Raw genomic sequence first — 12,239 nt, forward strand, 5'->3', positions numbered from 1 at the left:
ATGCACCCCAAGCTGCTGATGCTGGCACTGCTCGCCGCGGCCCCGGCTTACGCCGACGATGGCAAGCCCATCGTGAACGAACACGTCCTCAGTGCCGGCGGCAATACGCTGCACGTGGAGGTGGTCGAGACCACCGACCCGGCGCGGATCGACGAATTGCAGCGCTGGCTGGCCGAAGCCGCCGGGGCGACGCTGACCCCGTTCGGACGCTATCCGCTGGCCGACGCGACGGTGCGCATCACCCAGATCGACCGCGACGACGACAGCCCGGTGCCGTGGGGCCAGACCCAGCGCGGCGACGACGTGTCGGTGCTGCTGTTCGTCCGCCGCGACGCCAGCCTGGCCGAGCTGCGCGCGGACTGGACCGCGGTGCACGAGCTCTCGCACCTGTTCCACCCGTACCTGGGCCGCGAAGGGCGCTGGCTGGCGGAGGGCCTCGCCAGCTACTACCAGAATGTCCTGCGCGCCCGGGTCGGCCTGCTGACGCCGGAGACGGCATGGCGCGAGCTTGACGCCGGTTTCAGCCGCGGCCAGCGCGAGGACAGCGGCATGCCCCTGGACGGACTCGGCCGGCGCGGGACGATGCGGGTGTACTGGGCCGGCGCGGCGTTCTGGCTGGAGGCGGACCTGGCGCTGCGACGCGAGCACCGCAGCAGCCTCGATGCGGTGCTGTCAAAGTACTCGCGCTGCTGCCTGCGCGGCACCGGTGAGGTCGCGCCCGAAGCGTTCATGGCAAAGCTGGACGAGCTTGCCGGCGCGGAAGTATTCCTGCCGGCGTACCGGCGTTACGCGCAGTCGCGCGAGTTTCCGTCGCTGGTTGCGGCCTATTCGGCGCTGGGCATCGAACGCGGCGCGGACGGACTGGTGTACTCCGACCGCGCCGACGCACGGAAACTGCGCGCGGCGATCATGCGGCCGCGCGCGAAGCCGTAAGGCCCGTCAGTGCGCCGCCTTGTGCGGCTTGGCAGCCTGCGCCATCAGCTTGTCGGTGTAGGCGATACCGATGGCCGACAGGATGAAGGTGCAGTGGATGATGGTCTGCCACATCACGCCGGCTTCGGTGTAGACCATGCCCTTGGCGGCGGGATCGGTCGCCACGGAGGCAGCGGCGGCGATCGCGGGATCGGCACCGAGGCCGCCGATGGCGATGAAGGTCTTGAGCAGGTGGATCGAGGAGATGCCGATGATCGCCATCGCCAGCTTGACCTTGAGCACGCTGGCGTTGACGTGGCTCAGCCACTCCGGCTGGTCCGGGTGCCCTTCCAGGCGCAGGCGCGAGACGAAGGTCTCGTAGCCGCCGACGATCACCATCACCAGCAGGTTGGAGATCATCACCACGTCGATCAGGCCCAGCACCGCCAGCATGATCTGCTGCTCGCCGAACGAGGTCGCGTGTGACATCAGGTGCCACAGCTCCTTGATGAACAAGACGACGTACACGCCCTGGGCGACGATCAGGCCCAGGTAAAGCGGCAGCTGCATCCATCGCGAGCTGAAGATCAGGGCCGGAAGGGGATTGAGGGTGCGTTCGGACGTCTGCGTCATGCGCCGGGGGCCGTTGGTTTGCGGGCCGGCTAGGGTAACGGCGGGCCGCCGGCACTGCCATCGCCGACCTTGCACCTCTTGGCCGTTCGGCACGCTCCGCGACCCGGCCGGCCGCTTTACACTCCGGACTCCCATTGCCAGGGCGTCTGACTGATGATCGACCTGCACTACTGGCCGACCCCCAACGGCCACAAGATCACCCTGTTCCTCGAAGAGGCAGGGCTGGAATACACCATCCACCCGGTCGATATCGGCGCCGGTGACCAGTTCAAGCCCGAATACCTGAAGATCTCGCCGAACAACAAGATGCCGGCGATCGTCGACCGTGCACCGGCCGACGGCGGAGAGCCGATCAGCGTGTTCGAGTCCGGCGCGATCCTGCTGTACCTGGCCAACAAGACCGGCAAGTTCTTCGCCGACGACCTGCGCGGCCGCGTCGAGGTCAACCAGTGGCTGCACTGGCAGATGGGCGGACTGGGACCGATGACCGGCCAGTACGGCCACTTCCACGTCTATGCGCCCGAAGACATCCCGTACGCGAAGGACCGCTACAAGCGCGAAGTCCTGCGCCTGCTCGGCGTGCTCGACAAGCGCCTGGCCGACCGCGAGTTCATCGCCGGTCACTTCAGCATCGCCGACATGGCCGCGCATCCGTGGATCAACCCCTACACCAAGGCCCCGCTCGACCTGGAGCCGTTCGCGAACCTGCGCCGCTGGCATGCGGCGGTGGCCGCGCGTCCGGCGGTGCAGCGCGCGTACGCGGTCGGTGAACGCTACGGCGCCAAGCGCGAAATGACCCCGGAAATGCACAAGATCCTTTTTGGCACACCAGAGACTAAATGAAGAACTTCACCGCCCGCGGCGCCGCCGCCTGCCTGCTTGCCATGTCGATCGCCACTGTTCCCGCCCTCGCACAGAAATCCCCCACCGCCGCCGCACCGCAGAAGCTGACGCTCGAAGCGCTGGCCGGTGATGCGCCGCTGTCGGGTCCGAGCCTGATGAAGGCGAAGATCGCGCCCGACGGCAGTCGCGTGACCTTCCTGCGCGGCAAGGAGAGCAACAAGAACCGCCTCGACCTGTGGGCCTACGACATCGCCAGCGGCCAGACCGTGAAGCTGGTCGATGCCGACGACATCCTGCCCGGCGACGAGGTGCTCAGCGATGCCGAGAAGGCGCGCCGCGAACGCCAGCGCATCGCCGCGCTGAGCGGCATCGTCGATTACCAGTGGGCGCCGGACAGCAAGGCATTGCTGTTCCCGCTCGGCGGCGAGCTGTACGTCTACGACCTCAGCAAGTCGGGCAAGGCCGCGGTGCGCAAGCTCACCAGTGGCGAAGGTTTCGCCACCGACCCGAAGCTCTCGCCCAAGGGCGGTTTCGTCAGCTTCGTGCGCGATCGCAACCTGTGGGTGATCGACCTGGCCAGCGGCAAGCAGGTCCAGCTCACCCGCGATGGCAGCGAAACGATCGGCAACGGCGTTGCCGAGTTCGTCGCCGACGAGGAAATGGATCGCCACACCGGCTACTGGTGGGCGCCGGACGACTCGGCGATCGCCTTCGCCCGCATCGACGAAACGCCGGTGCCGGTGCAGAAGCGCTACGAGGTCTATCCGGACCGCACCGAAGTGGTCGAGCAGCGCTATCCGGCCGCCGGCGACCACAACGTGCTGATCAAGCTCGGCGTCGTCGCACCCAAGGCAGGCTCCGCGCCGAAGTGGGTCGACCTGGGCAAGGAACAGGACATCTACCTGGCCCGCGTCGATTGGCGCGGCCCCAAGCACCTGACCTTCCAGCGCCAGTCGCGCGACCAGCACACGCTGGAACTGATCGAGAACGACCTGGCCACGGGCAAGCAGCGCGTGCTGGTCACCGAGACCAGCAAGACCTGGGTGCCGTTGCACAACGACCTGCGCTTCCTCAAGGACGGTCGCATCCTGTGGAACAGCGAGCGCAGTGGTTTCGAACACCTGTACGTGCTCGATGCCGACGGCGGCAACGCCAAGGCACTGACCAGCGGTGAGTGGCCGGTCGACGGCGTGCTCGCGGTCGACGAAGCCGCCGGCCAGGTCTACTTCGCCGCCGGCAAGGATTCCCCGCTCGACGCGCAGGTCTACCGCGTGCCGCTCGCCGGTGGTGCGATCGCTCGCCTGTCGCAGGCCGACGGCGTGCACACCGCCAGCTTCGCCGCCAACGCCAGTGTCTTCGTCGACAACTGGTCTAACCCGACCACGCCGCCGCAGCTGGAGCTGTACCGCAATGACGGCACGCGCATCGCCGCGCTGCTGGAGAACAAGCTCAGCGACCCGCAGCATCCGTACGCGAAGTTCGCGGCGGCGCAGCAGCCGATCGAGTTCGGCACGCTGACCGCCGCCGACGGCAGCACGCCGCTGCACTACAGCGTGCTCAAGCCGGCCGGTTTCCAGGCCGGCAAGCAGTACCCGGTGGTGGTGATGGTCTACGGCGGCCCGGCCTCGCAGACGGTCAAGCGCACCTGGGCACCGGACTTCAACCAGTACCTGGCGCAGCACGGCTACGTGGTGTTCTCGATCGACAATCGCGGCACGCCGCGTCGGGGCGCCGCGTTCGGTGGCGCGCTGTACGGCAAGCAGGGCACGGTCGAAGTGGCCGACCAGCTGCAGGGCGTGGAGTGGCTGAAGAAGCAGCCGTGGGTCGATGGCAAGCGCATCGGCGTGTACGGCTGGTCCAACGGCGGCTACATGACGCTGATGCTGCTGGCCAAGGCCTCCGACCAGTACACCTGCGGCGTCGCCGGCGCACCGGTCACCGACTGGGGCCTGTACGACACGCACTACACCGAGCGCTACATGGGCCTGCCGGCCGGCAACATCGACGGCTACAAGGAAGCACGCGTGCTGCAGCACATCGACGGCCTGAAGTCGAAGCTGCTGCTGATCCACGGCATGGCCGACGACAACGTGCTGTTCACCAACTCGACCGCCCTGATGAGCGCGCTGCAGAAGCGTGGCCAGCCGTTCGAGCTGATGACCTACCCGGGTGCGAAGCATGGGTTCAAGGGTGCGGACAACCTGCACCGCTTGCGCCTGACCGAGGAGTTCTTCGGGCGCTGCCTGAAGTAATCCACTGAGTTGGGAGATGCAGACGGGCCGCCATGCGGCCCGTTTTCTTTTGCACGGTTGTCGCAGGGGGAGGAGGTGGGGTGTACTTCCGCGAACCTCCGCTTCGCTCCGTTTACTGTTCGCGAAATACACCCCACCCCCTCCTTCCGGAAGCTCCTACTGTTCTATTGACTTCAACTGGTGGCGAGAGCGCAGTGCCCGCGTGATGCAGTTGCGACGGTCGGACTCGCGCTGTGCCGGCCCTGGACGGTGTCCGTGCCCTCGCTCATTCGCACGTCTGCTCGGTGACCTAGGTCCCGGACGCCCGCGAAAGGAAGTGGTCGTTCCAAACCCAGGGGGGTTGAAGAGAGGGCAACGAAGACAAGGAAATGAATTGCCGAAGCGTCGTCCGCCGGGTCGGGGATTGCGCAGCAGCGGGACATGGATGTCCCGCGCCCCGCATCAGACAGGATGTCTGACTAAGGGGCGGAGCAATCCCCGGCCCGGCGGACGACGCCGCTCCGCAGACGCAAGCCACGAAGACCCGAAGCCCCAAAGCCCCAAAGCCAAAAAAGCGGCCCCGTGACCTTCGGGGTATAGCCTCCAGCGCCCGCAGCCGCCATGCTCGCCGGACTTTCCGCTGACCCGCGAAGCCATGATCAAGCCGCTGACCCTTGCCATCGCCCTGACCCTCGCCGCGGGCACGCCCGCCCTGCTCCAGGCCGCCACGCCTGCTGCCAAGGCGCCCGCCACGAAGAGTGCTGCCGCCAAGGCCTCGCCGGCCTGGGTGACCAAGAGCAACGAGTACGCGCAGATCCTGCTGAAGGCGCAGGCCGAGTTCGCACCGGAACAGATGTCGTTCTTCGGCGTGCCGGGCTACGACGACCGCGTCGTCGACCTCAAGCCCGACAACGCCAAGCGCTTCCGCGACGCCACCACCAAGGCCAAGGCCGAACTGCAGACCAGGCTCGCCACCGAGCGCGACCCGAACGTGCGCCAGGACCTGGCGATCATGATCCAGGCCGCCGACGAGAACATCGAAACCAGCGCGCTCAACGAACGCCTGACCCTGCCGTGGACCGATGCACCGCAGACGGTCTTCAGCGGCATCAAGGGCCTGCTCTCCGACCAGACCCCGCCGGAGCGCCGCGCACGCGCGCTCGACCGCCTCAAGGCCTATGTCGGCCAGGCACCTGGCACCACCCCCATCACCGAACTGGCACGCGCCCGCTACGAAGAGCGCACCGGCGACAAGGCACTGCTGCGCCCGACCAGGCTTGAAGTCGAACAGGCACTGGGCAACGTCGACACCTACGTCGCCGGCATCAAGGACCTGTTCGCCAAGTACAAAGTCTCCGGCGCCGAAGAAGCGCTCGCGGCGATGGACACCCAGCTCAAGGCCTACGGCCAGTGGGCGCGCACCAGCGTGCTGCCGGAAGCGCGCACCGACACGCGCCTGCCGGCCGAGCTGTACGCCAACCAGCTCAAGCAATACGGCATCGACATCGACCCGCAGCTGCTGATCCGCCGCGCCCAGGTCGAGTTCATGGAAACGCGCGCCGCGATGCAGCAGCTCGCACCGCTGGTGGCCAAGGACAAGGGCCTGAAGGTCGGCGACGTGCACGACTACGTCGGCGTAATCAACGCGCTGAAGCAGCAGAGCATGCCCAACGACCAGCTCGAGGCGCGCTACCGCACCGTCATCGACGCGATCGACCCGATCATCCGCAAGGAGGGCATCGTCGACGTGCCGCAGCGGCCGATGGTGATGCGCCTGGGCAGCGAGGCCGAGTCAGCCGCGCAGCCGGCGCCGCATTTCCTGCCGGCACCGCTGATCGGCAACACCGGCCAGCAGGGCCAGTTCGTGCTGCCGGTTTCGGTGCCGACGGCGGACGGCAAGGCTCTGTCGTACGACGACTTCAACTTCGATGCGGTGCGCTGGACGCTGTCGGCACACGAAGGCCGTCCGGGCCATGAGCTGCAGTTCACCGCGATGGTCGAGCGCGGCATCTCGCTGGCGCGCACGATGTTCGCCTTCAACTCGGTCAACGTCGAAGGCTGGGCGCTGTACGCCGAAGCCGAGATGGTTCCGTACGAGCCGCTCGACGGCCAGCTGATCGCGCTGCAGTTCCGCCTGATGCGCGCCGCGCGCGCGATGCTCGACCCGATGCTCAACCTGGGCCTGATCGACCGCGAAGCCGCGGGCAAGATCCTTCGCGAGAAGGTCGGTCTGTCTGAGGCGATGACCAAGCAGGAGCTGGACCGCTACACCTTCAACGCCCCGGGCCAGGCCGGCAGCTACTTCTACGGCTACACGCGCATCCTCGAACTGCGCATGGAGACCGAGGTGGCGCTGGGCGACAAGTTCGACCGACTGGCGTTCAACAACTTCCTGCTCGACCAGGGGCTGTTGCCGCCGGACCTGCTGGCGAAGGCGGTGCGTGAGGTGTTCGTGCCCGCGCAGAAGGCGAAGAAGTAAGGGCCTTACCCCTCTCCCTGGCCGCCGGTGGCGGCCTGTCCCTCCCCCGCAAGGGGGGAGGGATTTGGGGGACTAGCTGACTCTTGCGAGCATTCGCTGGTGCCCGATCAGCCGGGCCCAGCGCGCACCCACGTCGGTCATGCAGACGTATCCGGCCTCTCCGGCCAGGCGCAGCCAGGTGCGGGCATCCAGGCGCAGGCGCGGCTCGGCCGCGCACAGTTCCGCATCGAAGCCGAGCTGGCGGGCGAACAGCGCGCAGCGCGCCAGGTGATAGCGGCTGCTCAGCAGGGTCACGCGCGAACGCATGCGCTCGCCCAACAGCGCCCTGGCATTGCGCAGGTTCTGCAGGGTGTCGCGCGACTGCGACTCGAGCAGCAGCGGAGCGTCCTGCGCAACACCGCGCGCGAACAGCCCCCGTCGCGCCAGTTCCGCCTCGGTGGCCTCGCCGGGCGCGCCACCGCCAAGCAGCACCACGCTCGCCGGCGGGCTGTGTGTCCACAGCGAAACGGCACGGTCCAGGCGCGCCTGGAAATCGTGGTCCATGCGCCCCTGTGGTGAATGCTTGCCGAACAGCAGCACGCAATTTCCCTGCTGCGGCCGGCAGGGCGCACGCCTTGCCACGCGCAGGACATGGACGAAGTAACCCAGATAGACCAGGCCGGCGCTGAAAAGGCAGGCCGCGCCCGCCACCGCCATCGCGTGGAGGACGTCGCGGTCGCCAAACAGGGCCCGTCGGTGTGCGGTGCGGCTGGTCACGATGAACGGGCTGAACGGACGTGAAGCAAGGCCGTTCAGTTTACGCCGGGGATGGGCCACGGGGGCGCTCGCTATACTCTGCACTCTTGGAAAGAGAGTCCTGCGTGCCGCCCGCACTGAGTCCCGCCAGCCCCGCCGTGATGCCCATGCCGCCGCTGGCGATTCGCGCCTATACCGCGACGAGTGCCGTCGGCCGTGGCCGCGAGGCACTGGCGGTGGCATTGCGCGATTCGCGCAGCGGATTGCGTCGGAACGATTTCGGCACGGCGCCGCTCGACTGCTGGATCGGTCGAGTGGACGGGCTGGAGGATCTGCCGTTGCCGGGTCCGTTCAGCCGCTGGGACTCGCGCAACAACCGCCTCGCCTGGCTGGCCCTGAACCAGGACGGCATCCCCGAAGCCATTGCCGCGATGATCGAACGCCACGGCGCCGATCGCGTCGCCGTGGTCGTGGGCACGTCGACGTCGAGCATCGGCGCGACCGAGGATGCCTACGCGAACCTCGACGACGGCGCGTTCCCGGCCGACCTCGCCCGCGCCGACGTGCACACGCCGCACTCGCTCGGTGAATTCGTCCAGCACGCCACCGGCCTGCGCGGACCCGCAATTACCGTCGCCACCGCCTGCTCGTCGAGCGCGAAGGTGTTCGCCCAGGCCGCGCGCCTGATCGCCGCCGGCCTTGCCGATGCGGCGCTGGTCGGCGGCGTCGACACGCTTTGCGGCAGCGTTCTGTTTGGCTTCAATTCGCTGCAACTGGTTGCCGCCGAACCTTGCCGTCCGTTCGACGCCGGTCGCAGCGGTCTGTCGCTCGGCGAAGCCGGCGGCTTCGCCGTGCTCGAGCGCGCGCAGCCCGGCGATGCCGGCCTGCAGCTGCGCGGCTACGGCGAATCCAGCGATGCCCACCACATGTCCTCGCCGCATCCGGATGGCCTGGGTGCGCAGCTGGCGATGCGCGATGCGCTCGCCCGCGCCGGCATCGACGCCGGTGAAGTCGGCTACCTCAACCTGCACGGCACCGCCACGCCCGCCAACGATTCGATCGAAGCGGCAGCGGTGGCGCGCCTGTTCCCCGACAGCCTGCATGCCAGTTCGACCAAGGGTTGGACCGGGCACACGCTCGGTGCGGCCGGCATCGTCGAGTCGGTGATCGCATTGATCGCGCTGGAACTGGGCCAGTTGCCCGGCACGCTCAACAGCAGTGCGCCCGATCCGGCCTGCGGCCCGCAGATCCGTTTCCAGCCGCAACGCGTCGACATCGATTACGCGATGAACAACTCCTTCGGCTTCGGCGGCAACAACTGCTCGCTGGTGTTCGGTCGCGCATGACGCCGCTGCTGGCCCACATCGAAGGCATTGGATTCTGGACGCGCGGGCTGCCGTCCTGGAATGCCGCGGTCGTCCATGCCAGCGCAGGAACGCTCGTGGCCGATGCGCCGTCGCGACCGTCGCCGCAACTGCTGCCGGCCAACGAACGTCGACGCGCCCCCGAGACCGTTGCGGTCGCGCTCGAAGTGGCGATGGCCGCCTGCCATGACGCGGGACGCGAACCGTCGACGCTGCCGTCGGTGTTCGCCTCCACCCATGGCGACCTGGGCATCACCGACTACATGTGCGCGACCCTGGCCGATGAACCGCGCTCGCTGTCGCCGACGCGTTTCCACAATTCCGTGCACAACGCCGCCGCCGGCTACTGGACCATCGGCACCGGCGCGATGGCGGCGGCCAGCGCGATCAGCGCGCGCGAGGCCAGCTTCGCCCAGGGCCTGCTCGATGCGCTTGCGCACCTGGCCAATGGCGACGAGGCGGTGCTGCTGGTTGCCTACGACGGCCAGGCCTCCGGCCCGCTGGCGCGGATGGCACCGAGCGATGGCCTGCTCGGCGGCGCGCTGGTGCTGTCGCGACAAGCCGCTGCGGGACGTCCGCAGTTGAGCGTGCAACTGGTGCAACGCCACGGCGACCGCGACGCAAGCGGGCCGCTGGCGACGCTGGCGGCGGCCAATGCCATGGCGCCGATGCTGCCGCTGTTCGACCTGCTGGCGCGCGGCAATGGCAGCGCGCGCGTCGTTGCCGGTCCCGACCACGATCTGCTGGTCGAAGTCACCGGCGCGGAGGCCGCGCATGGCTGACGGCCTCCATATCCCGACTCGCCCTGACCGGCTGACCCGCGACGACCTGGTCGTGGTGATCCCGGCGCTCAACGAGTCACTGCGCATCCGCGAAGTGGTGGCCGGCGCGCTCGGCGAATGCCCGCGCGTGATCGTCATCGACGACGGTTCCGACGACGGCACCGCCGAACGCGTCGCCGACCTGCCTGTCACCGTGCTGCGCCACGAAGTCCGGCTCGGCAAGGGCGCCAGCCTGCGCGACGGTTTCGCCGCGGCACTGGCCATGGGCGCCCGCGCGATCGTGACGATGGATGGCGACGGCCAGCACCTGGCGCGCGACATTCCGCGCCTGCTCGCCGCGGCCAACCGGCATCCGGGCCATGTCGTCATCGGCGCGCGCCTGCACCGCCGTTCGCAGCAGCCGCTGCACCGGCGCCTCGCCAACGAGTTCGCCGACTGGGGCATCGCCTGGGGCACCGGCTATGGCGTCGCCGACAGTCAAAGCGGCCAGCGCCTGTATCCGGCCGCGGTCGCGGCCCTCGCCGAAGTGCCAGGCGAGGACTTCGTGTTCGAGGCGCAGATCCTGATTTCGGCCGCACAGCAGCTGGGCACGCGCTGCGTGTCGGTCCCGATCGAATCGCGCTACCAGACCGTGCATGGCGACGAGCAGTTCCGTCCCAGCCACTTCAAGCCGCTGCGCGACTTCAGCCGCATCACCTCGCACATCGTCGCCGGCGTGTTCCGGCGCGGCGGCATCCCGGCGGTGTTCCGCAGCATCCGCGCCAATCCGGCGCTGATCGACGACGACGAACGGCTGGGCGTGCTCGAGCCCGGGCGGGACCCGATTTCCGCGCTCGACGACGCAGCGCGGTAACCGTTACTTGCCCTTGGGCGGTGTGCCCTGTGGCGGCGTGGCCGGCGGTTGCGTGCCTTGCGGCGGCATGCCTTGCGGGGGCGTGCCCTGCGGCTGCGGCATGGCCGGCATCTGTTCCGGCGGCGGCGGGTTGGCGACGTAGATCGCGACACCGTGCGCGAACTTCTTGGTCGGCGAAATGCTCACGCCGATGCCGCCCGAACTGAAGTTGCCGCCGCGATAGCCGCCGTAGCTGCCACCACCGGCGCCGACGCCGATGCTGCTGCCGCCGTAGCTGTTCTCGCTGCCGACGAACAGCACGCCGTTGGCGCCGAGCTTGGCCGCCTCGATGCGCAGGTTGTTGATGACGTCGTTCAACTTGTTCTGCTCGCCGTAGGTGAAGCCGCCGCTGGCGGTTTCCAGCTGGGCGATCTCTTCGTAGCCACCCGGCGGCGGCGTGAAGTAGATGCGGACCTGCGAGGGATCGATCGGCGGACGTGGCGTGCCGGTGACCAGCTGCGAGGTCGACGAACAGCCGGCCAGCAGAAGCAGGAGGGGAATCAGGGAGAGGAGGACGCGACGCATGGCGATCTCCGTGCAGGGACGATGCGCCGATCCTACGCCAGGCCACCCGGACCGGCCAATGCGACGTTTCTGACGTTCAGTCAGGTCATGCCGCCGTCAATGCCGATCACCTGGCCGTTGATGTAGCCGGCCGCATTCGAGCACAGGAAGCCCACCAGCGCAGCCACTTCGTCGGCCTGGCCGGCCCGGCCGGCCGGCACCAGCTGCTTGATCGCCGCGGGCGCGAATGCGGCATCCGCCAGGCGGCCGGCGATCAGGCCCGGGGCCACGACATTGCAGGTGATGCCGCGACTGCCCATCTCCCGCGCCAGCGATTTGGTCGCGCCGTGCAGCGCGGCCTTGGCCGCGGCGTAGTTGGTCTGGCCGCGGTTGCCCAGCACCGCCGCCACCGACGACACGCTGACCACCCTGCCCCAGCGCGTGCGCGCCATCGGCAGCAGCAGCGGTTGGGTGACATGGAAGAAGCCGTGCAGCGAGACATCGATGACCTGTCTCCATTGCCGCTCGCTCATGCCGGCCATCGGCGCGTCGTCGTGGATGCCGGCGTTGTTGACCACCACCTGGATCGCACCCTGCTCGAGCAGGCCCGCCATTGCCGCAGCGGTGACCTCACCATCGGCGACATCGAACGAAACCGCGCTGGCGTGTCCGCCGGCGGCCGCGATTGCGTCGACGACCGCCTGCGCGCGTTCGACGTTGCGGTTGGAATGGACGATCACCTCGAAGCCATCGGCCGCCAGGCGCTGGCAGATCGCGCTGCCGATGTCACCGCTGCCGCCGGTGACGAGGGCACGACGGGGCTGGGTCTTGGAGGTGGTCATTGCGCGGATTGTGCGCGAAACC

At 68.5% G+C, this 12,239-nt stretch carries 11 protein-coding genes; 7 read left to right on the forward strand and 4 right to left on the reverse strand.

Annotated features, from left to right (window positions below; translation table 11 throughout):
• Entirely contained in the window at nucleotides 1-933 is a 933-nt protein-coding gene (locus HIV01_RS12770) for a M61 metallopeptidase family protein (protein ID WP_200607666.1), read from the forward strand.
• 6 nt (nucleotides 934-939) lie between these two features.
• Here the strand turns inward: HIV01_RS12770 and HIV01_RS12775 are convergent, their stop codons facing one another.
• Complete coding sequence (locus tag HIV01_RS12775; RefSeq protein WP_200607668.1) at nucleotides 940-1,545, reverse strand: TIGR00645 family protein; 606 nt, start codon at nucleotides 1,543-1,545, stop codon at nucleotides 940-942.
• 153 nt (nucleotides 1,546-1,698) lie between these two features.
• Here HIV01_RS12775 and HIV01_RS12780 point away from each other — a divergent pair, with 153 nt between their 5' ends.
• The 3 genes from HIV01_RS12780 (at nucleotide 1,699) to HIV01_RS12790 (ending at nucleotide 7,098) form a co-directional block, all read left to right on the forward strand.
• A complete protein-coding gene (locus tag HIV01_RS12780; RefSeq protein ID WP_200607670.1) occupies nucleotides 1,699-2,388 on the forward strand; it encodes a glutathione S-transferase N-terminal domain-containing protein in 690 nt (229 codons plus the stop codon).
• A 41-nt stretch (nucleotides 2,389-2,429) separates the two neighbouring features.
• Complete coding sequence (locus HIV01_RS12785; protein WP_200608525.1) at nucleotides 2,430-4,640, forward strand: S9 family peptidase; 2,211 nt, start codon at nucleotides 2,430-2,432, stop codon at nucleotides 4,638-4,640.
• A gap of 634 nt (nucleotides 4,641-5,274) precedes the next feature.
• Nucleotides 5,275-7,098 (forward strand): DUF885 domain-containing protein, encoded by a 1,824-nt coding sequence (locus HIV01_RS12790; RefSeq protein WP_200607671.1) that lies wholly within the window; start codon nucleotides 5,275-5,277, stop codon nucleotides 7,096-7,098.
• A 72-nt stretch (nucleotides 7,099-7,170) separates the two neighbouring features.
• Here the strand turns inward: HIV01_RS12790 and HIV01_RS12795 are convergent, their stop codons facing one another.
• Nucleotides 7,171-7,854 carry a YdcF family protein gene (locus tag HIV01_RS12795; protein ID WP_200607673.1) on the reverse strand — a complete coding sequence of 228 codons (684 nt, stop codon included), beginning with the start codon at nucleotides 7,852-7,854 and terminating at the stop codon, nucleotides 7,171-7,173.
• Between the two features lie 146 nt (nucleotides 7,855-8,000).
• Between HIV01_RS12795 and HIV01_RS12800 the strand changes: the two genes are divergently transcribed.
• From HIV01_RS12800 to HIV01_RS12810, 3 genes are read left to right on the forward strand one after another with little or no spacing between them, the layout of a single operon-like run.
• Nucleotides 8,001-9,179: a beta-ketoacyl-[acyl-carrier-protein] synthase family protein gene (locus HIV01_RS12800; RefSeq protein ID WP_200608527.1), complete on the forward strand. Its 1,179-nt coding sequence runs from the start codon at nucleotides 8,001-8,003 to the stop codon at nucleotides 9,177-9,179.
• A complete protein-coding gene (locus HIV01_RS12805; protein WP_200607675.1) occupies nucleotides 9,176-9,979 on the forward strand; it encodes a beta-ketoacyl synthase chain length factor in 804 nt (267 codons plus the stop codon). The genes HIV01_RS12800 and HIV01_RS12805 overlap by 4 nt, the downstream gene beginning before the upstream one ends.
• Nucleotides 9,972-10,832 (forward strand): glycosyltransferase family 2 protein, encoded by an 861-nt coding sequence (locus HIV01_RS12810; protein ID WP_425600231.1) that lies wholly within the window; start codon nucleotides 9,972-9,974, stop codon nucleotides 10,830-10,832. Before HIV01_RS12805 ends, HIV01_RS12810 begins: the two co-directional genes overlap by 8 nt.
• 3 nt (nucleotides 10,833-10,835) lie before the next feature.
• On the opposite strand, the gene HIV01_RS12815 is transcribed toward HIV01_RS12810, so the two are convergent.
• Together HIV01_RS12815 and fabG are read right to left on the reverse strand one after the other, a co-directional pair.
• The gene (locus HIV01_RS12815) at nucleotides 10,836-11,396 is read right to left on the reverse strand and encodes a DUF4156 domain-containing protein (RefSeq protein ID WP_200607676.1); all 561 of its coding nucleotides are present in this window, start codon (nucleotides 11,394-11,396) and stop codon (nucleotides 10,836-10,838) included.
• Nucleotides 11,397-11,476: 80 nt separating this feature from the next.
• A complete protein-coding gene (gene fabG, locus HIV01_RS12820; protein ID WP_200607678.1) occupies nucleotides 11,477-12,217 on the reverse strand; it encodes a 3-oxoacyl-ACP reductase FabG in 741 nt (246 codons plus the stop codon).
• Nucleotides 12,218-12,239 lie beyond the last annotated feature (22 nt).

Origin of the sequence: Lysobacter arenosi (assembly GCF_016613475.2) — a bacterium.
GTDB lineage: Bacteria > Pseudomonadota > Gammaproteobacteria > Xanthomonadales > Xanthomonadaceae > Lysobacter_J > Lysobacter_J arenosi.